The sequence below is a fragment of the Pseudofrankia coriaricola genome (genome assembly GCF_001854805.1).
Taxonomy (GTDB): Bacteria; Actinomycetota; Actinomycetes; order Frankiales; family Frankiaceae; genus Pseudofrankia.
This window is the reverse complement of record NZ_MBLO01000253.1, coordinates 1-18,559: the sequence shown is the minus strand read 5'-3', so window position 1 is coordinate 18,559 and position 18,559 is coordinate 1. Positions and strand designations below refer to the sequence as shown.

Sequence of the window (18,559 nt, the reverse complement as noted above, 5' to 3'; positions counted from 1 at the left end):
CCTGCTATGACCGCCGTCCTGTTCGCCCTGGCCGCCGCCGCGCTCTGGCCGACCCTGCGCCGCGCCCTGGCCCGCCTCGCCGCCACCACCCGCACCGCCACCACCCGCGCGGCCCGGCTCGCCCTCACCGTTGCCGGCGGCTACCCGCTGCACCACCAGCCCGCCGCCATCGCCCTGACCGCCGCCCTCGCCGTACTCACCCTGGCCGGGATCGCCGTCGTCGGCGGCCACCTCCGCCGCTAGATCCGCCCGGGGCGCGGCGCCACTCCGCCAAGAACGTCGCCGCGCCCCGGCCCTCACCCGCCCGACAAGAACAAGCAAGGGAGTACCCATCATGGCCCGCTACCGGTGCGGCGACTGCGGCGCAGTCTCGGACAACGTCACCACCCAGGCCGAAGCAGACGAGCTGTTGGCCACCCATCAGCGCTACTTCTGCCGGCCCGCCCAGCCCACCCGCGACACCTCCGCCCAGCCCGCGCCACAGCGCGCCCGCCGGTAGGCCGACGCAGATGTTCCTGGACCCCGCTGGCACCCGCTACGGCATCCCGACCTGGCCGTGGCGGATGACCCCCGACCATCTCGCCACCCGCGGCCAGCTCGCCGCGATGGGCCTACGCCCGACCGGCGACCCGGTCGCCCAACTGATGTGGCGCTCCCGGCGGGCGGCCAGCGGGGTCCGGACCGCCGCGCTCTACCACCTCGCCGACACCGTCCTACGCACCCCGCCCGCCCCGGGCCGGCTCGCCCAACTCGCCGCCGCCCGCGCCCGCCGCCGCCTCTGCCCCGGCTGCGGCGCGGATGCCGGCTACGTCATCCCCGCCCGGCTGGGCGTCTGCCTCGACTGCCACGACCGGACGGGGCTGGCCGCATGACCACCCCGCCCTGTGCCGTCTGCGGCGCTCCCGGCCGGCTCTACGCCGCGGGCTGGCGCTGCGAGGCCCACCGACCCCGCCGCGTCGACTACACCGCCGCCCGACTCCTACCCGCCGGCCCCGCCGCCCGGCCACCAGCCACCCCGACGCCGACCGAGGCCGGGCGGTCGGAGTTCGCATCCGGCCCGGGCAGCCTCGCCCCCTGCCGCGCCTGCGGCATCGCCACGTTCCGCCGCCACGACGGCGCACCACTGCACCTCACCTGCCCAACCCCACCAGCCCCCGCCGCCCCGGCCGCATCCCACGAACGGACTCGACCTATGGCCACCCCTGCCAGCCCGCCCGGCGGGTTCACCGTCACCTGCCCCGCCTGCCCGGACCTCGCCATCGCCGCGGCGAGCGAGACCGAGGCCGTCACCGCGGCCGGCAGCCATGACGACGCCCGCCACGGCGGGCGACCCACCGCCGAAACCCACCCCGCGCCACCCTCAGATCGGCTGGCCGTCGCCCGCGGCTATGCCACCGCCGGGTGGCGGGTGTTCGTCCTAGGCCGTTCCAAGCGGCCCGTGGCCAACTGCCAGCCCTGCAAGGCCGTCGCCCCCGACCACGACCACGACCGCGAAGTCTGCGACTGTCTGACCTGCCACGGCTTCTACGCGGCCACCACCGACCCCACCCGCATCGCCGCGATGCTCGCCGCCATCCCTGACGGGCTGGTCGCCATCCGGACCGGGGCGACGTCCGGGCTGGTGATCGTCGACATCGACCCCGCCCACGGCGGCGAGCTCGACCGCGCGCTCATGACGCCCACCGCAACGGTGGCCACCGGCGGCGGGGGCTGGCACCTCTACTACACCCACCCCGGAAAGCCCGTCCCATCCCGGCCATTGCCGGGGCATCCGGGGGTCGACATCAAAGCCGACGGCGGCTACGTCGTCGCCCCGCCCTCGATCCACCCGGCCACCCGGCGCCCCTACCGCTGGGCGGGTGGCCGGGCAGTGGGGGAGATGCCCCCGCCCCTTCTCGAGGTCTGCCTGTCCCAGCCCGACCCGCCGACCCCAGCCCCGGCGGCACCGCACCCCGCCCCGCCAGCCTCGCCCGCCGGGCAAGGGGGCGGGGGCATCTCTCACCCCGATCTGCTGCTGGCCGCGCATCTGGCCGCGGTCGCCCGCGCCCCGCAAGGACGGCGCCGCACCACCCTCTACGGCGCCGCCCGCGGCGCCGCCCGGATGGTCGCCGCCGACGCCCTCACCTGCCGCGCCGCACTCGACGCGCTCACCCGCGCCGGACTGGCCGCCGGCCAGACCGCACGCGAGACCCGCGCCGCGATCGAAGGCGGCTTCCGCGACGAAGCCGTCGCGATCCAGCCCTGACCGACGCCCTGAGACGGCCTGAGACCGCCAGGCCCTACCTCACCACACCAGCCCATCCGAAAACGGGCCCCTATGGCCGTCTCAGGGCCACGCCAAACCGTCACCAACACATCCGAACCATCACCTACCACCGCAGACCACCTCACCCACGGCAGGCCGTCCACGGCCCGCACAACCCCCGCCGCGCCACCGAAGGGAGACCCGCCATGACCGGGCAGCACCCCGAGGCCGCCACCGCCCACCCCCTGCACCCCGCCGCCCCGGCGGCCGACCCCGACGACGGCCCGCCGTGGGAACTCCCCGTACCCCTCGGCACCGCGCCCCCACCACCCGGCTTCCCGGTCGACGTCTACCCCGGCTGGCTCGCCGACTACGTCCGCGCCGTCGCGACGTTCACTCAGACCGACCCCGCCATGGCCGGCGCCGTCGCCCTCGCCGTCCTATCCACCTGCGCCGGCGGCCGACTCGAAGTGGAACCCCGACCGGGCTGGCGCGAACCGGTCAACCTGTTCCTCGCCGTCGTCGCCGACCCCGGCGAACGCAAAAGCCCCGTCCACGGCGCCCTGACCGCCCCGCTCCTCGCCGCTGAACACACCCTCGCCGCCCGCGTCGAACCGGTCGCCAAGGAAAACGCGGCCCTACGCGACATCGCCGGACGCGCCGCGGAACAGGCCAAGAACGTCGCCGCCCGAGCCGACAACGACCGGCGCGCCGATCTCACCGCCGAGGCCGTCGTCGCCGCCCTCGCCGCCGAGGCCGTCACCGTGCCGTCGCTGCCGCGGCTGTTCGCCGACGACGCCACCCCCGAAGCCCTCACCTCGCTCATGGCCGACAACGGCGGACGCATGGCCCTGATCTCCGACGAGGGAGGCATCTTCGACACCCTCGCCGGCCGGTTCTCCGCCGCCCCCAACCTCGACCCCTACCTGAAAGGCCACGCCGGACGGCCCATGCGCGTCGACCGCAAAGGACGCGACGCCGAATTCATCCCCCGCCCCGCCCTCACCGTCGGCGTCATGATCCAACCATCGGTGCTCCGGAAGTTCGGCGCAGACGCCGACCTATCCGGCCGCGGCCTAGTCGCCCGGTTCCTGTTCGTCCTGCCCGCCTCGCTCGCGGGCTGGCGCGACGTCAACTCCCCACCCATCCCAGACCACATCACCGACACCTACGCCCGCACCATTCACGGCCTGGCCGCCACCCTCGCCGAATGGGAAGACCCCGCCGTCATCACCCTCACCCCCGACGCCGACACGATTCGCACCGCCCACGCCGAGCACGTCGAAAACCAGCTCCGCCCCGGCGGCGAATACCACGCCATGCGCGAATGGGCCAACAAACTCCCCGGAACCACCCTACGCATCGCCGGACTGCTCCACATGGCCCACCACCCCGGCGACGGCTGGCGCCACCCCATCGACGCCGAACAAATGCGCGGCGCCGTCCATCTCGCCGACGCCCTCGCCGCCCATTACCGCACCGCCCTACACACCGTCACCACCGACCCCGCCCACACCGCCGCCGCCCGCACCCTGCGATTCCTCGCCCGCGAACAGATGACCGGCTTCACCCGCCGCGAACTCCACCGCCGCCTCATCCGCCAGCTCCCCACCGCCGCCGACGTCACCGCCGCCCTCGACGTCCTCGCCACCTACGGCTGGACCCGACCCCGCCCCGACGGACGCCACCAACTCCACCCCCGCGCCGCCGACCTACTCACAGCCGTTGACACGTTGACAACCAACATCAACGGCGCCTTTACCGCAGGTCACGGCCCCACAACCCCCGTCGACACCCCCCGATGACAGCCGTTGACGGCGTTGACACCCACCCACCACGGCGCCCGCGCTGTCAACACCGTCAACAACCGTCACCAACCCCCGATGACGGACCTACACCCGCCCCGACCAGCACGAACAGGCCCCGACAGCCCGATTGTCAACGTGTCAACGCCCAGCCGCGCCCCCGGCTGTCTACACCCCCCGGAGCACGCATGGACACCGCGCCCCCTCCCACGCCCAAGCTCCTGCTCACCGTCGAAGAAGCCGCCGACGCCCTCGGGATCGGCCGCACCACCACCTTCGCCCTCATCCGCCAAGGCGCCCTCGCCTCCGTCCGCATCGGACGCCTACGCCGCGTCCGCACGGCCGACCTCGCCACCTACACCGCCAGCCTCACCCCCGCCGCCTGAAAAGGACGACCCATGCCCCGAAAGCGAAAGGAAGGCACCCGCGCCCCCAACGGCGCCGCCTCCATCTACGAAGGAAACGACGGCCGCTGGCACGGCCGCGTCACAATGGGCGTCCGCGACAACGGCACACCCGACCGCCGCCACGTCAGCGCCAAAACAGAAACCGAGGTCATCACGAAAGTCCGCAAGCTGGAGCGCGACCGCGACGAGGGCGCGGTAAGGAAGCCGGGGAAGCCGTGGACCGTCGAGCAGTGGCTAAATCACTGGATCGAGAACATCGTGCCCGGGACGGTGAAGGACAACACGCTGGCGGGCTACCGCGTCGCGGTCCGCGTTCACCTGAACCCGGGAGTGGGGAAACACCGGATCGACCGGCTTGAGCCTGAACACCTGGAGCGCTTGTACGCGAAGATGATGCGAAACGGCAGCAAGCCCGCTACGGCCCACCAGGCGCACCGCACCATTAAGACCGCGCTCAATGAGGCGAAGCGCCGGAAGCGGATAACGGAGAACCCGGCGACTCTCGCCAAGCCTCCGGCTGTCGTCGAAGAAGAGATCGAACCCTACGATGTCGCGGCGATCAAACGGCTTATGGATGCCGCTGCCAAGCGACGTAACAGCGCACGATGGGCGATCGCGCTTGCGCTCGGTCTGCGCCAGGGCGAGACCCTTGGGCTAAAATGGGCGGACGTCGACCTAGAACAGGGTGCGCTACGGGTGCGTCGCAACAGGCTGAGGCCGAAATGGTCCCACGGCTGCGGCGGGACGTGTGGCAAGAAGCATGGTGGCTACTGCCCACGGCGCATCGCGCTCCGCCCCGAGACCGACGACACGAAATCCAGGGCTGGAAAGCGGACGATCGGGTTGCCGGACGAGCTGGTCGCCCTGCTTCGTGCCCACCAGGTAGAGCAGGCGCGCGAACGAGACATGGCCGCCGATATATGGACCAACGCGGGATGGCTGTTTGCAACCCCGACCGGCGGCGCGACGAATCCCCGCACGGACTACTCCGAATGGAAGCGACTGCTGGCGGCGGCCGGTCTGCGTGACGCCAGGCTGCACGACGCCAGGCATACCGCGGCCACTGTTCTGCTCCTGCTTGGAGTGCCAGACCGCGCGGTCATGTCGATCATGGGTTGGTCGAGCACCACCATGGCCGCCCGGTACCAACACCTGACCGCCCCGATACGTCGAGACATCGCCCAGCGGGTTGGATCGCTGCTCTGGGCGCCTAATGAGACCAAGATTGAGACTAGATGATATTGGCCGGCCTCGGACGTGTCGTCCGGGGTCGGCCTTTGTGCTGCTCAGGGGCGGTGGAGGTGGGATTTGAACCCACGGAGGGGTTGCCCCCTCACACGCTTTCGAGGCGTGCGCCCTCGGCCACTAGGCGACTCCACCGCAGGTGAGCTTACTCGACGATGCGAACAGGTGGGGCAGAGGGCTTGGGTGCGGGCGCGCTGGTCAGCCGCGGGGTTGGCGGTCGGTGCGGCGAGTGGCGAAGAAGGCGGCGAGGAGGGCCGAGCACTCCTCGGCGGCGACGCCGCCGATCACTTCGGGGCGGTGGTTGAGCCGCCGGTCGCGGACGACGTCCCACAGGGAGCCGACGGCACCGGCCTTGTCGTCGGTGGCGCCGTAGACGAGTCGGGCGACACGGGCGAGAACCAGCGCGCCCGCGCACATGGTGCAGGGCTCCAGTGTCACGACCAGCGTGGCCCCGGTGAGGCGCCATTCGCCCACCGCCGCGGCGGCCGCACGCAGCGCGATGACCTCTGCATGCCCGGTCGGGTCGCCGGTGGCTTCCCGGACGTTGTGGCCGCGGCCGAGCAGGGTGCCGTCGGCGCCGATCACGACGGCGCCGACCGGCACGTCGCCGCCCTCGGGGGCGCGGGCCGCCTCAGCGAGCGCGAGCCGCATCGACGCGAGGTCGCGCTCAGCGGCGGTGCCGGAGGCGGCGGTCAGTCGGGCACCTCGTCGAAGATCTCGCCTGCTCCGGCGCGCTCGCTGATAACCGCGGCGACGTCCGCCGGCAGCATGCCCTCCTCTGCTATCAGGGCGGCCAGAGCGCCCGCCGACGTGCCGAGATCGTCGAGCAGGTCGAGGTCGCCGATCGGATGGGCGTGCCGCAACACGGCCTCGTCGTCCTCATCCCCATCCCCGCGCGGCGCGGGGATGGGCAGCGCGTCGGCCAACAGCGCCTCTGCCAGGTCGGAGGTCGTCAGTACCCGCCGGTCCGAGAGAAAGACCCGTGGGTCGGACGAGTCCTCGTCGATGCGGATGATCGCCAGGTACTCGTCGTCCTCCTCGACGAAGGCGACGACGAGACCGTCGCCGAGATCACGCATCGCGTCTGTCAGCGCGTCGAGGTCTTCGAGCTCGGTGGGGTCGAGGTCGTAAGCCCGCCACCCGTCGTCGTCGCGGGCGATCGCGACGGCCTTGGTGCTCACCGTGGTGTCCTCACATCGTCAAGCCAGTTCGTACATCGTCATGTCAGTCCGTGGCGCCGGATCCACGCGCCTTGACCTGAGATTCTCGCGCCGTGCGGGTCGTCCGGTGCGCGGGATCACCTTTCCCGCCCCATCGGCGTAGCCGGGGGCCGGTGGCCGGTCAAGGGAGCTGGTAGCGAGGCTATTCCGCGCGCGGACGACACCCACCGGCCCCCCGGGTCGACCTGGGCCAAGGCCGCCCTCATCATGTAGACAGGCCGCGGCCAGGTTGTCGGGTGCCGCCAGCTCAACGATCTCGTCGGCCTCTGACCACGGCTGGCCTCAGCCATATGCATCGACCAGAGACATGTCCCGTCGGGTGCGTCACTACTCGATGGTGGTGCCGTTGGCGGCCGGCCCGTTCCGATCATTCACTGACCCAGACCAGGACAGGCCCCAGCCATATGTATCGACTCGCGACAGGGTGTGACGGGCGCGGAGCGTCCCGGGCCTCCCGGATCGCCGACCTGCCGGCGCGTCGTCGTCGATCCGGCAGGAACCTCGTCGCCGATCCGGCAGGGATCCCGGGTAGGGCGCCCCAACGCCCCAGCGCGCGGTAAGAATCGCGATGATGACTCCGTTGCCGCGCCGCCTCTCCGCGAGGACCAAGGCGGCGCTTGCCGTCGAGCGGCTGGCCTCTGAGACGTCTCGCCGGCTTGGTAAGGGCTCCGGCGAGATGATCGGCGGCAAGCTCGCCCTACAGATCTCACCGCGCGCCCTTGCCGAGGTCGGCAAGGGCAGGCCGATCGCCTGCGTGTCCGCGACGAACGGCAAGACGACCACCACCCGGCTGTTGGCCAGGGCGCTCGGCACGCTCGGCCCGGTCAAGTCGAACAGCGGCGGCGCGAACATGGCGCCCGGCGTGCTGGCGGCGCTTTCTCGCCCGCCCTATGACGCCGCCGCCGCGCTCGAGGTCGACGAGATCTGGCTGCCGAAGGTCGCCCGTGAGGTCCAGCCGCGCGTGGTGCTGCTGCTCAACATCAGCCGTGACCAGCTGGACCGCTCCAACGAGACGCGGCGCATCGCCGCCATCTGGCGCGACCTGGGGGAGGAGCTCGAGGACTGCACGGTCGTGGCCAACGTCGACGACCCGCTGGTGACCTGGGCCGCGATGTCCTGGTCGAAGCAGGTCTGGGTGTCGGTCGGGCAGAACTGGACCGCGGACGCGATGGTCTGCCCGCAGTGCGCCAAGCTGCTGCACCGCAACGAGACCGGTTGGTGGTCGGAGTGCGGGCTGGCCAGGCCCGAGCCGATCGTCGCGGTGACGGGCCCTGACGAGATCATGTGGTTCGGCCACACGATCAAGGCGTCGATCGGCCTGCCGGGGCGGGTCAACCTGGGCAACGCCACGATGGCGGCGGCGGCGGCCCGGCAGTTCGGCGTCCAGGTGGAGGACGCGCTGGCCGCGATGACCGATCTCGGTGACGTGCAGGGCCGCTACCAGGAGGTACTGCTCGGGTCGGCGGCGCGGCGCGCCCGCATGCTGCTGGCCAAGAATCCCGCGGGCTGGGTCGAGATGATGGAACTGATCAACTCGACGTCCCCGCGCAGCCTGATCGTCGACTTCAACTCGCAGACGGCTGACGGCCGCGACCCGTCGTGGATCTGGGATGTGCCGTTCGAGCGGCTCGCAGGCCGCCCCGTGCTCGTCACCGGGGAGCGCAAGGAGGACATGAGCGTGCGGCTGGCCTACGCCGGCGTCCTACACTCGGTGCACCAGGACGCCGAGGCCGCGGCCGATGCCGCCACCGAGCCCGTGCTGGACGTCGTCGCGAACTACACCGCGTTCCGGGACCTGCTGGTCCGGACCGCGCCCGCGCCGCGCCGCCCGCGGGCGGCGCTGCCCGCGCCCGCGCGTGGAGGCGCCAGGTGAGCCTGTTCGAGCCGGAGCCACGCCGTCCGCGCGACCCTGGGTCGCCGCCGGACGTCACCCAGCCGCTCTACCCGCCGCCCGGGACCTACCCGTCCGGCCCGTCCGGGACCTACCCGTCCGGCCCGTCCGGGACCTACCCGCCGGACGATCAGTACCCCGGACGGCCGGCACAGCCGGTTCAGCCGGGGCGACGTCCGCCCTACCCGGACGAGCGCCAACCCCTCGAGCCCCATCCCCTTCAGTACCCGCCGCAGCGGTATACGCCGCCGCAGATCCCGGAACGGCGGCTCTTCCAGCCGCCATCGCAACCGTCGGCCCCGGGGAGCCGGCTGCCCGAGCGGCTGCCGGACCCGTTCGAACGCCGGCTGGCGGAACGGCAGCCCGATCCGGCCGGCGCGACGGCGACCCGGGAGTCGACCACTCGGATCGCGCTGATCTATCCCGAGCTGCTCGGCACCTACGGTGACGGTGGCAACGCGATCGTGCTCACCCAGCGGCTGCGCTGGCGCGGCCTGTCCGCCGAGGTCGTCAGCGTGCCGGCAGGCGAGCCGGTACCGGCCGGATGTGACATCTACCTGCTGGGCGGCGGCGAGGACGAGCCGCAGACACTCGCGGCCGAGGGCCTGCGGCGTAACAAGGCGATCGAGCGGGCCGTCGCCGGCGGCGCGGTGGTGCTGGCCGTCTGCGCCGGCTACCAGGTCGTCGGCGAGAGCTTCCCGGCCGGCGGTCAGATCCACGACGGGATGGGGCTGGTAGGCGTCGAGACCAGGCGCTCGTTCGACCCTCCGGACGCGCCGCTGCCACCGCGCGTCGTGGGCGACATCGTCGTCGAACCCGACCCGTCACTCGGTCTGCCGACCGTGCTCGGTTACGAGAATCATGGCGGCCGGACGAGGCCGCTGCCGGGCGCCGGTGGGTTTCCCTTCGGCCGGGTGCTGCTTGGCCTGGGCAACGGCGTCCCCGAGGGCACGGACGGCAGGATCGACGGCAGAGTGATCGGCACGTACCTGCACGGCCCGGTCCTGGCGCAGAATCCGGCGCTGGCCGACCTGATGCTGACCTGGGTACACGGCTCGCTGCCGCGTCTTCCCGGCCCGCCGGAGGTCGAGGCATTGCGGGCCGCGCGCATCCGCGCCCTGCAGGTCGGCTGAGCGTCCGCCGCGAAGCCAGCCAAAGGCCGCGCGACTGTGGCGAAGCCGCGCGCGGCCGGAGGCGCCCAGCAGACACAGCCAAAGGCCGCGCGATCGTGGCGAAGCCGCGCGCGGCCGGAGGCGCCCAGCAGACACAGCCAAAGGCCGCGCGATCGTGGCGAAGCCGCGCGCGGCCGGAGGCGCCAGCAGACACGAGTGGGGTGAGGAAGGCAAAGGAGTCGGGCCGCGGGCCCCGTCCGTTCGGCGAGATGCCATCGAGATGCCATCAAGGCATCGTCAGGCGAGATGCCTGGCCGAAACGGGCGCCATCGTGGTGTCAGGTGTGGTTCGGTTGGGGGCGTGGCCGCCAATCCGCTCACCGCATGGTGGGGCAAGCACCGCAAGGCAGCCGTCATCGCTGTCGTTGCGATCTTTGTGCTCTATCTCTTCGCGCACGGCAGCGGCTCGGCTAAGACCTCGGAGAAGGACATGCCGTCCCGGTACGAGTCCAAAGGCCGCGTACTGCTCGTGCATGCCAAGCGGAACTCCAAGAAGGCGGTTCCGCTTGTGCTTGTTCTGCCGGACAACAACACCAAGACGAAGGTGTTCGAAACGGACAGCGGCGCGTCGAAACTGGCCGACCGGAAGAACTTCGCGCTCGTCTACCCCGAGCCGGTCGCCGGCGAGTGGCAGGTGGACTCAGCCGGACCCGACGCGCAGTACCTGATGGACATCGTCACGTACATGTCCGAGGACTGGACGGCGATCGATCCGAAGCGGGTCTACATCTGGGGCCTCGGTGAGGGCGCCCGGCTCGCGCTGGCCCTCGCCTGCGCGAACCCCACGAAGTTCGCGGCGGTGGGCGTCGTGGGCCAGTTCGACCCCGATCCGGGTCCGAACTGCCCTGACCAGGTGCCGACCGACCGCGAGCGACAGGCCTCGTGGGACGACGACCTCTCCGGCAACCTGTGGAGCTTCTCGCAGAACAAGTCCCGCTAGTGATCCTGGGGACAACGGCCGCCGGGTGTGCGAAGGAAGATCATTTTCGCACACCCTTTGGCCCTCTAGCGGCCAGGTTCGGATCGGCGACCGGAGCGGTCCAGGAAGACCGCGACCGGAGCGGTCCAGGAGACCCGACCAAAGCGAGCTACTGCCGCGCCGCCCCGTCCGCGACGATTCATGATCGCCGCGGACGTGTTGTCGCGGTCGCGATTTGGCCCGATTCACGACTACGGCGACACGGTCGTGGTGATCTACCAGTCGCGTGCTGGTGAAGCGAACGCTGGTGACGGCGGCTCTAGGAGACGCGATCAGAGCGGGCCAGGCGACCCAGAGTGGGCCGGCGAGCATGCGGGCCTGGCCACCGGCGGCCTCCCACGACGGACTGACTGACCGAGGCCAGCCGCCCGCCCCGTCGGCGGGGGGGTTTCCGACGGGGCGGGCGGGGCTGGGTGCCCGGGCGGTCGTGTGACGTCCCGGGCCATCCGCGGGCCGGGCGAACCCAGCCGGCGGAAGTCTGATGTTGGTGTCTCGTTGGCCGCGGGCGCCGCCCCGCCGGATGGGGGGAGATCCGGTGGGGCGGCGTCGCGTTGTTCGGCCCGGAGCCGTGGGGGCAGCCAGCCGGGCCGCCGCCGCCGAGGGGGTTCGGACGGCGGGTGGTCCGCTGGCGGAATCGAGGGCGGGAGGGGGAAGCCCTTGATGCCACCAGCGGACGTCCTGGGTGGCGCGGCCAAGGGGCGAGGGCCACGCCGGCTGCTATGCGGAGAGTCCTGGGGGTCTGGGAATGCCTGAGGAAAGGCACGATGCGTCGAAGGAGACGGGCCACCATGGCCGCTGTCGCATCCAGCCGCAACTTACCGCCGCCGGTACGGATGGCGGACGCGTCGCTGGGTCGCTGCCTGGTCGGGCATCACCGAGCGTCGAAGGCTTTGGAAACTCTGAGAGCGACGGTTCCACCGGCTTCGCCGACGGTTGGAGCCAGCCAGGCGGTCAGGCCGTGTCCGCGAACCCGGAGGGGAGTGGGTTCGAGGAAGGACCCCGCGAACGGGGCAGCCGAACCTGGCCGAACGTCGCCGCTCAAGGAGTGAGCCCTCCTCGCCCGCCGCGCCCCGCTACAGGACGCGGCCGACGTTGTAGCTCGTGCTCCAGATCGTCTGCAGCTGCACGACCGAGCCGGAGTGCGGCGCGGCCCACATCTTCCCGTCGCCGGCGTAGATGCCGACGTGGTAGATGTCACCTGGCGTGCCGAAGAAGATCAGGTCGCCGACTTCCTTGTGCGCCTGGTCGACGTGGAGCGAGGCCTCGTACTGCGCCTCCGCCGTCCTCGGCAGGCTGCGGCCGAGCTGCCGGAAGACGTACTGCACCAGGCTGGAGCAGTCGAACGAGTCCGGCCCGTTGGCGCCGTAGACGTAGGGCTTGCCGGCCTGCAGCGACGCGAGGTAGACGGCCTTCTCACCCAGRTCGCCGTTYGACGGGGCGTTGAYCGTGACGCCCCGGCTSGSCGARGGGGCCGGCCGYTCSGCGACGTTCACCGTGCCGACGTTGTCGGCGGTGGCGGACTGCAGTGCGTCGGTGCCGTCGAAGACCGCGGTGATCTGGGTCGTGGTCAGCACCCGCGCGGTGTACGAGGTGTACCCGTCGTTGTTCGTCTGCAGGTGCAGGAAGGTCGCGAAGCCGGTCGGTAGCTTGACCTGGACCTTGACCAGCTGGTTGGCCAGCGGCTGGTTGGTGTCCTTGTTGGTCAGCTTGAAGCCGATTTCGACCGGCTGGTCCGAGTAGACGGTGACGTCGGGGTTCGTGATGAACAGGTCGACGTCGGCCTTCGCGGTCAGCGTCGGCGCGGCCAGGTCGGACGCCGTGTCGGTGCCGTCGGCGCCAAGGGTGGACGCGAGGCTCACCGGGCGGACGTCGGTGCCAGAGCCGCCCATCGACCCGGAGCCGAAGGCGCTGGCGAGGCTGAGGCCGGTGGTGACGGAGCCGTCATCTCCGAACGCGTCCGCCGAGGTGTCGGCYGCCGGGGCGCAGCCGGCGAGGGCGATGCCGGACATCGCGATCGCACCGGTGGTAGCCGCGGCGACCGCGGTACGACCTCGGACCTTTGCCACCACGGTCAGACCGCGGTGACGACCCCTGCTGGTATCAGGCAGGGTGTCGGTATCCCACTGTACGGAGGGCGCGGACAAGTGTGGTCCTTCCCGTACGCCTGCGAGGTGAGCTGTCGGGTTCGGGCTGGGCTGCCCGGCCCTCGCGCAGCAAGCACGCGATGGGCTTCACCCCAAGGCCCGCGCCGGAGGGGGCGCTGGCCGGTACTGCGAGGTGGGTCCCCCGCTCCTGCCCGAGGTGACGACTCGGAGGGGACACCGGGACCGCGGGCAGGATTCGGCGTTCGGTCCGGTGCTGAGCCTGACGTCGTGAACAAGACTAGTCCACTGGGATGATGACGATAAGCGTGGGTACCCCCCATAAGCCTGATTTCTGCGAACCGTCGGTTCCGAGGACCGAGGCTGCCGTCATGGCAGGGGTCGCCGAGGGTAGCCATCCACCCGTAACCATCGCAACTGACTAGGTCGTGCCGATCCATCGGGTACTCCACGTAGCTTGAACACTACGCGCAGATCCGGCCTTGCGGGCGGAGGACTACAGTCGGCACACGATGTGTGTCTAGTCCGGGGGCGCCATGGACGCCCGCACCCCTATGACGAGTGGGCCTATCCAACGGTTCGAGCAGGCTTCGCCGGGTCGATGGGGCCGTCTGGGCATTAGGTCCTAGTCGTTGGGACTAAAATCCCATTGTGATTAGCGCAAAACCTAACCGTTCCCCGTTGCGTCGAGATAGTTACTTACGGTCGTTAGGGCGGCGGGCGGGGAGCGCGTCTGGTGATGAAGCCGGCGCGGTCAAGCACCTGAAGCTCGATCGCCAGCTCGATGACCTCCCGGGGAAGGGTCCGGTAGGTGGCCTGCATGGCCTCGACCGCGGCCCTGGCCCGCTCGGCGAGCTCGTCGAGCGCGTGCTGGCGCTGGCGCATCCGAGCGCGCTCCTCCTGGATGGTGCGCACCGTCTCTTCCTGCCACCGACGGGTAAGCAGCAGGTGTTCGCTCGCGTCGGCCGCCTGGCGCTTGGCCTCCTCCAGACGGCCGAGCAACTGGTCGAGCAGTTCGAGCCGGCCGGCAAGCTCCGCGATGAGGTCGCCACGAGCGATCGCGGCGATCCCTCGGTCTTCCTCTCGGTCATCTGGCGGTAGGGGATCTACCGAACCGTCAGCACCGACCGACGGCAGCGGGACGGGTGAGAAGTCAGACTCGGGGTCAGGATCCGGCCCGCCCGCGTCGTGCGGCCCCGGGTGCCCGTCGTAGACATACGTGTAGCCCTCGTACGCCTGCTCCTCGTAGCCCTCGTACGTCTGCTCCTGGTAGGCGGACACGGTCCACGGGACGTCGTCCGGACCCTCTTGGCCGGCGGCCTCCGAGCTGGGCTCCCAGACCTCTCCGATCGCTGGCCTCCCAGATCGGCTCCCAGACCTCCCCGATCGGCTTCGCCAATCGGGCAGGAACCCCGGATCCGGCAGGGACCCTGTCGCCAATCGGGCAGGGACCCCGGATCCGGCGGGAAGCCCGTCGCCGATCTGAGGGGGAACCCAGGCGCCCTCCGAGCCACCAGTGACGTCCGCGGCGGCCATCCCCTCGGGCTCGGCCACCCACTCAGATCCGGCCACCCACTCGGGCCCAGGCAGGCCGTCGGGCTCGGCGGCGGCCTGGGACCCGATGGGCCAGTCAGGCCAGAGTGTGCTCTCGGACCTGGTGGGATCGACCGCGGGTGGCTCCTCCCGCCCGGCCAGGTCCACGACCGGAATGCCGCCCTCGTCGAGGCCCGGATGGTCAGCCGGAGGAGCGTCACCGGGCGCGGGCATGCCGGGCAGCGCCAGTTCAGGCACGGTGGCGTGGACGTACACGCCGGGTGACTCGGCCCGCTGCCCCCCGGCGTCGGCAAGGCTCCGCGGCCCGGTCGGGCTGGGCGAGCTGGCGAGGCTGCGCCGGCCGCTTACATCCGCCACGGTAGGTAACGGTAGCCGAGCCCTCTCAGTGAGGGGCCCATATACGCCGGCAGCGATCGTTATGAAGCCGGAAGCGGTGGGCTTTGTGTCGGCTCGGGTGCCGTTACTGGACTAGTCCGGGCTATTCGCTGTCTGTGCCCGGTCGAGACGGTGGCTAGTCACCAGGTGGTTAGCCGGGGCGGCTGGGGGCCTGGCGGAGATCAGCGGGTCCGGATGGCCGGGCAGGTCAGGCAGATCCGCGGCATGACGTAGGCCGCGGCTCCAGCCGCCTTCGGCGATTTCGCTGCTGGCATCCAGCACGGCCCAGTCGATCACGTCGTCTACTCCGACGGCGACCGTTCGTCCCATCCGGATGTGCGCGAGGTCTGGGTGGACCGTGTCGTTGAGGCAACGTCCCAGCAGCCAGGCTGGAGCGGGCCAGGAGGTCACCAGCACCCAGGGCGCCTCGAAGCCGCCCGGGACGACCAGCCGATACCGGACGATGAGGTGGCCGAGCGGCAGCAGCTGCCCGCGCACGAATCGGCGCCGCAGCTGGTCCAGCTGGTCACGGGCGGCGCCCGAGGCGTCGTCCGAGGCGGTGTCGGCGAACGCCGTTCCCGCGGCCGTGTCTGCCACGTTCGCGCCGTCGGTGCCGGTAGCCAGGGGGGCCGCCGTGCCGTTCGGCGGCTCGAACATCCCGGACCGGTACCGCCGGTCCGAGGCTTCCCCGGCCTGCCCGGTCGCCGGCCTGCCAGCAGACCTCCCAGATCGCTTACCTCCCAGATCGCTGACCTCCCAGATCACGACCTCCCAGATCGGCTTCGCCGATCCGGCAGGGACCCCGTCCGTCGATCCGGCAGGGACCCTGTCGCCGATCCGGCAGGGACCCTGTCGCCAATCGGGCAGGGACCCCGGATCCGGCAGGGACCCCGGGCTTCGCCGGTCGGGCAGGAAGCCTGGGAACCCCGGGGCAGCGGTGCCAGCCATATCGGCAGGGTAGCGGAGAGGTTTCCGAGGGTAGAAGGCGGATGCGTAATCTTGACGTCAGATGCGCGCTGGAGCCGCTCATCGCGACATGTAGTGGCAACGAGTGCCACTACATGCGTGAACCTCATGCGAGCGGCCACGCCTTGCGATCGTGCGTCGATCTGCCGGCTGGCTGCCATAGGGTCGCCGTTTTGGGGCAGGAGTCTCCTGGGTCGGACCGATGCGCCCGGCCGGTCATGCGTGCGGGAGTGAGCGGAGAACCGGCTCCCCGGCGACGCGACGAGGGAGGGCGCTGTAGGAGGTGGCAGATGCCCGCTCTTAAACGCCACGGTTCCCTGGCCAACTCGCGACTGCTCGCGGCGGCCAGGTCCGCGCCGCGATCGCTGGTGAAGATGCGGTCGCGGCGCGCGGACGGGTCACGCGCCGGACGCGGCTCCACGCCCGGCGGCCCGTGGGCCTCCGCCAGCGGCGTGGACAGCGGCGTGGATGTTGGTACAGCGGAGGCGGACTCGCATAAGGGTGTCGACGCCGAGCCGGCGGACGACAGTCTCGTACGGCTGGTCGGCCCGGTGCACCGCGACGCCGCCCGGCTCGCCGCCTGGGCGGGCGGAGCGGCGCCCGGGGCCGACCCACGCCAGATCCATCGCGCCGGTGACACCGCCGTCGCCGCAATGTGTGCGCATCTTGCCACGATGGGCTACGTCATCTATCCGGAAGTCGCCCGGCTGCTGCCGCATACCGAGAGCCGTATTACGCGGCTGCGTGCCGGCGCGCGCGAGATGTTGATAATCATGCGTGGGGTTCAGCAGTACGCGCAGGGCGACACACACCCGCCGGGGGCCGAGGCCACCGAACTGCGCCGCGAGCTGGCGACGGCGATCTCGGACCACAGCCGGGAGGAGGAGGATCTGCTGCGCGAGTTCGACCAGGCGAGCACGCCGGAGCAGCGGCAGCTGCTTGCCGCCGAGTACGAGCGGGCACTGCCGCGCGCGCCAAGCCGCCCACACCCGCACCTGCTGCGCTCCCGCGGGCTGCTCGGCGGCCGGCTGGGCTACCGGATGATGGCCAGGTTCGACTACCTGCTCGACACGATGGACGCGCGGGTCATCCCCTGGGCGAAGGTCCGCGAGCCGGGCAAGGTCGGCCCGTGGGGCACCTGGCTGCTCGGACGCCCGCCCCAGGCGCGTCCCCCAGCGCCTCAGGCCACGACGACGGGCTGGGCGCCCGGGCCGGACGCGAGCCAGCCGGAGACCAGCGCCGTCAGGCCACGCGGATAGATCGTCTCCGTACTGGCGGCCACCTCGTCGACAGTCCACCAGGCCCAGCCGAGCGTGGAGCGCTTCTCCAGGTCGGTCCACTCGGCCGGGTCGACATCGACCCGCTCGGGGATCCGCACGACGAAGAACGACTCCTGCTGGATGTACGACTTGCCGGCGAACGTGAAGCGAGTGGTCCTGGTCCCGACCGGCTGCCCGACCTCCGCCAGGCGGATGCCGACCTCCTCCGCGATCTCTCGGATCGCGCCCTGCCGCGCGCTCTCCCCTGGGTCGAGGCCGCCACCGGGCACATGCCACCAGACCGGCGAGTCCTCGAGGGTCGGGTCGTGCGACTGGATCAGAAGGAACGCGTCGGACGGGTCGACCAGCACGACCCGGGCGGCGACGCGCGGAATTGGTTCCAGCACATGCCTAGTCTGCCTGGCTGGCCTGCCCGGTCTTTCCCGCCGCGACCGCGGTCACAGACCCAGGCGTGCTTCGGAGAGCGCCGCGACGAGGTCCTGCTCGCCACTGATCTCGACCTGGGCACCCGCGCGCCGGCCATAGCCGTACAGCAACAGCTCGGCGGCCGGGCCCGACAGAACCACTGCCGGCTCGCCCTTGCGCGCGACGACCCGCGACGCACCCGGGCTTTCTGTCGCGGGCCCGTCAGTGCGTTCGAGAACAACGCCGCCCGGCACCCGCCGGTACGCGACCCGGGCGAACCGGCGAGCCGTGGCCCACAGCGTCTCGCGTAGCTCCGGCGTGAGCTCGCGCGCCGCGAGCGCGCCCGCGGCGTTCTCGGGAACGCCCTTCGGCGCGCGGCGCACGTCCTCGCCGTGGATATAGAACTCGACGAGGTTCGTGGCGTTGTCGATCGGCCCAATCCGGGTTGGCTGCCAGCGCGGCGGCCCGGACCGGAAGATCGTCAGGAGCTCGGGGAACGAGTGGGCCGCCCTCGTCGCCTTCTCGGCGCGCTCGGTCATCCCATGCAGCCGCGGGACCATCAGGCCGGGGCCCGCCTTGGGTACCCGCTCCCTGGTCACCACGTGGGCGAGGAGGTCATAGCTGTCCCAGCCCTCGCACAGGGTCGGGTGCTCTGGCCCAGCGGCCTCGATCACGTCCGCGAGCAACGCCCGCTCGTCCCGCGCCCGTCCCATGCGCCTACCCGCCTTCCCCGCCGCCCGCTAACCAGGCCACCGGCAAACTGTCCCATGCCGGGGGCCTCGCGCGCCCGGCCGGCGCACCGCCGCCGGCCGGGTTAGTCGCTGGTTGGTCAGGTTAGGGAAGGTGGACGTACGGTTGTGGTGTCTGGCTGGGCCGTTCCGGTGGGAGGTGCCCGATGGCCACATCTCGCAAGC

The 18,559-nt window shown here is 71.4% G+C and carries 18 protein-coding genes, 1 tRNA gene and 1 riboswitch; of the genes, 11 read left to right on the top strand and 8 right to left on the bottom strand.

All coding sequences use genetic code 11. The features are described 5' to 3' along the window. Window positions 1–6 precede the first annotated feature (6 nt). The 7 genes from BCD48_RS55170 to BCD48_RS36395 all read left to right on the top strand — a co-directional run bounded on the left by BCD48_RS55170 (window position 7) and on the right by BCD48_RS36395 (window position 5,696). Window positions 7–243 (top strand): hypothetical protein, encoded by a 237-nt coding sequence (locus BCD48_RS55170; protein WP_071052952.1) that lies wholly within the window; start codon window positions 7–9, stop codon window positions 241–243. A 91-nt stretch (window positions 244–334) separates the two neighbouring features. Then, window positions 335–499, top strand: a complete 165-nt coding sequence (locus BCD48_RS51715) for a hypothetical protein (RefSeq protein ID WP_157910605.1) — start codon at window positions 335–337, stop codon at window positions 497–499. A 10-nt stretch (window positions 500–509) separates the two neighbouring features. Continuing rightward, on the top strand, window positions 510–872 hold the full coding sequence (locus BCD48_RS36415; protein ID WP_071052951.1) for an RRQRL motif-containing zinc-binding protein: 363 nt from the start codon (window positions 510–512) through the stop codon (window positions 870–872). Then, on the top strand, window positions 869–2,245 hold the full coding sequence (locus BCD48_RS56965; RefSeq protein WP_241842272.1) for a bifunctional DNA primase/polymerase: 1,377 nt from the start codon (window positions 869–871) through the stop codon (window positions 2,243–2,245). Before BCD48_RS36415 ends, BCD48_RS56965 begins: the two co-directional genes overlap by 4 nt. A 206-nt stretch (window positions 2,246–2,451) precedes the next feature. Further along, the gene (locus BCD48_RS36405) at window positions 2,452–4,050 is read left to right on the top strand and encodes a YfjI family protein (protein WP_071052950.1); all 1,599 of its coding nucleotides are present in this window, start codon (window positions 2,452–2,454) and stop codon (window positions 4,048–4,050) included. Between the two features lie 188 nt (window positions 4,051–4,238). Further along, a complete protein-coding gene (locus tag BCD48_RS36400; RefSeq protein ID WP_071052949.1) occupies window positions 4,239–4,436 on the top strand; it encodes a helix-turn-helix domain-containing protein in 198 nt (65 codons plus the stop codon). Between the two features lie 12 nt (window positions 4,437–4,448). Further along, window positions 4,449–5,696: a tyrosine-type recombinase/integrase gene (locus BCD48_RS36395; protein ID WP_071052948.1), complete on the top strand. Its 1,248-nt coding sequence runs from the start codon at window positions 4,449–4,451 to the stop codon at window positions 5,694–5,696. Window positions 5,697–5,750: 54 nt separating this feature from the next. On the opposite strand, the gene BCD48_RS36390 is transcribed toward BCD48_RS36395, so the two are convergent. From BCD48_RS36390 to BCD48_RS36380, 3 genes are all read right to left on the bottom strand, one after another. Then, window positions 5,751–5,837 (bottom strand) — tRNA-Ser (locus BCD48_RS36390). A gap of 63 nt (window positions 5,838–5,900) precedes the next feature. Next, a complete protein-coding gene (gene tadA, locus BCD48_RS36385) occupies window positions 5,901–6,353 on the bottom strand; it encodes a tRNA adenosine(34) deaminase TadA (protein ID WP_071052947.1) in 453 nt (150 codons plus the stop codon). A 41-nt stretch (window positions 6,354–6,394) separates the two neighbouring features. Beyond that, window positions 6,395–6,883 carry a tRNA adenosine deaminase-associated protein gene (locus BCD48_RS36380; protein ID WP_071052946.1) on the bottom strand — a complete coding sequence of 163 codons (489 nt, stop codon included), beginning with the start codon at window positions 6,881–6,883 and terminating at the stop codon, window positions 6,395–6,397. A gap of 607 nt (window positions 6,884–7,490) precedes the next feature. On the opposite strand from BCD48_RS36380, the gene BCD48_RS36375 reads away from it, so the two are divergent. From BCD48_RS36375 to BCD48_RS36365, 3 genes are all read left to right on the top strand, one after another. Further along, window positions 7,491–8,795, top strand: a complete 1,305-nt coding sequence (locus BCD48_RS36375; protein WP_071052945.1) for a Mur ligase family protein — start codon at window positions 7,491–7,493, stop codon at window positions 8,793–8,795. Window positions 8,796–9,160: 365 nt separating this feature from the next. Beyond that, complete coding sequence (locus tag BCD48_RS36370) at window positions 9,161–9,946, top strand: type 1 glutamine amidotransferase (RefSeq protein ID WP_071052984.1); 786 nt, start codon at window positions 9,161–9,163, stop codon at window positions 9,944–9,946. Window positions 9,947–10,285: 339 nt separating this feature from the next. Continuing rightward, window positions 10,286–10,924, top strand: a complete 639-nt coding sequence (locus BCD48_RS36365; RefSeq protein WP_071052944.1) for a PHB depolymerase family esterase — start codon at window positions 10,286–10,288, stop codon at window positions 10,922–10,924. A 1,112-nt stretch (window positions 10,925–12,036) separates the two neighbouring features. Here the strand turns inward: BCD48_RS36365 and BCD48_RS55165 are convergent. The 3 genes from BCD48_RS55165 to BCD48_RS36350 form a co-directional block, all read right to left on the bottom strand. Then, on the bottom strand, window positions 12,037–13,107 hold the full coding sequence (locus tag BCD48_RS55165; protein WP_071052943.1) for a C40 family peptidase: 1,071 nt from the start codon (window positions 13,105–13,107) through the stop codon (window positions 12,037–12,039). A gap of 3 nt (window positions 13,108–13,110) precedes the next feature. Continuing rightward, window positions 13,111–13,277, bottom strand: a riboswitch (cyclic di-AMP (ydaO/yuaA leader). A gap of 496 nt (window positions 13,278–13,773) precedes the next feature. Continuing rightward, window positions 13,774–14,976 carry a hypothetical protein gene (locus BCD48_RS56060; RefSeq protein WP_312623493.1) on the bottom strand — a complete coding sequence of 401 codons (1,203 nt, stop codon included), beginning with the start codon at window positions 14,974–14,976 and terminating at the stop codon, window positions 13,774–13,776. A 111-nt stretch (window positions 14,977–15,087) separates the two neighbouring features. Then, entirely contained in the window at window positions 15,088–15,651 is a 564-nt protein-coding gene (locus BCD48_RS36350; RefSeq protein WP_071052942.1) for a hypothetical protein, read from the bottom strand. A 599-nt stretch (window positions 15,652–16,250) separates the two neighbouring features. Between BCD48_RS36350 and BCD48_RS36345 the strand changes: the two genes are divergently transcribed. Continuing rightward, window positions 16,251–17,219 carry a hemerythrin domain-containing protein gene (locus BCD48_RS36345; protein ID WP_083419742.1) on the top strand — a complete coding sequence of 323 codons (969 nt, stop codon included), beginning with the start codon at window positions 16,251–16,253 and terminating at the stop codon, window positions 17,217–17,219. Here the strand turns inward: BCD48_RS36345 and BCD48_RS36340 are convergent. Both BCD48_RS36340 and BCD48_RS36335 read right to left on the bottom strand, forming a co-directional pair. Then, a complete protein-coding gene (locus BCD48_RS36340; RefSeq protein WP_083419741.1) occupies window positions 17,141–17,626 on the bottom strand; it encodes an NUDIX hydrolase in 486 nt (161 codons plus the stop codon). The two genes, BCD48_RS36345 and BCD48_RS36340, sit on opposite strands and share 79 nt — an antisense overlap. A 51-nt stretch (window positions 17,627–17,677) precedes the next feature. Next, entirely contained in the window at window positions 17,678–18,358 is a 681-nt protein-coding gene (locus tag BCD48_RS36335) for a TIGR03085 family metal-binding protein (protein WP_071052941.1), read from the bottom strand. Window positions 18,359–18,559 lie beyond the last annotated feature (201 nt).

Bases quoted from the DNA above. Each gene is read 5' to 3' on its own strand.
- BCD48_RS36415 (WP_071052951.1), top strand. From the start codon at position 510: ATGTTCCTGGACCCCGCTGGCACCCGCTACGGCATCCCGACCTGGCCG.
- BCD48_RS36400 (WP_071052949.1), top strand. From the start codon at position 4,239: ATGGACACCGCGCCCCCTCCCACGCCCAAGCTCCTGCTCACCGTCGAA.
- BCD48_RS36395 (WP_071052948.1), top strand. From the start codon at position 4,449: ATGCCCCGAAAGCGAAAGGAAGGCACCCGCGCCCCCAACGGCGCCGCC.
- BCD48_RS36375 (WP_071052945.1), top strand. From the start codon at position 7,491: ATGATGACTCCGTTGCCGCGCCGCCTCTCCGCGAGGACCAAGGCGGCG.
- BCD48_RS51715 (WP_157910605.1), top strand. From the start codon at position 335: ATGGCCCGCTACCGGTGCGGCGACTGCGGCGCAGTCTCGGACAACGTC.
- tadA (WP_071052947.1), bottom strand. From the start codon at position 6,353: ATGCGGCTCGCGCTCGCTGAGGCGGCCCGCGCCCCCGAGGGCGGCGAC.
- BCD48_RS36405 (WP_071052950.1), top strand. From the start codon at position 2,452: ATGACCGGGCAGCACCCCGAGGCCGCCACCGCCCACCCCCTGCACCCC.
- BCD48_RS56965 (WP_241842272.1), top strand. From the start codon at position 869: ATGACCACCCCGCCCTGTGCCGTCTGCGGCGCTCCCGGCCGGCTCTAC.
- BCD48_RS36345 (WP_083419742.1), top strand. From the start codon at position 16,251: ATGCCCGCTCTTAAACGCCACGGTTCCCTGGCCAACTCGCGACTGCTC.
- BCD48_RS36350 (WP_071052942.1), bottom strand. From the start codon at position 15,651: ATGTTCGAGCCGCCGAACGGCACGGCGGCCCCCCTGGCTACCGGCACC.
- BCD48_RS55170 (WP_071052952.1), top strand. From the start codon at position 7: ATGACCGCCGTCCTGTTCGCCCTGGCCGCCGCCGCGCTCTGGCCGACC.
- BCD48_RS36335 (WP_071052941.1), bottom strand. From the start codon at position 18,358: ATGGGACGGGCGCGGGACGAGCGGGCGTTGCTCGCGGACGTGATCGAG.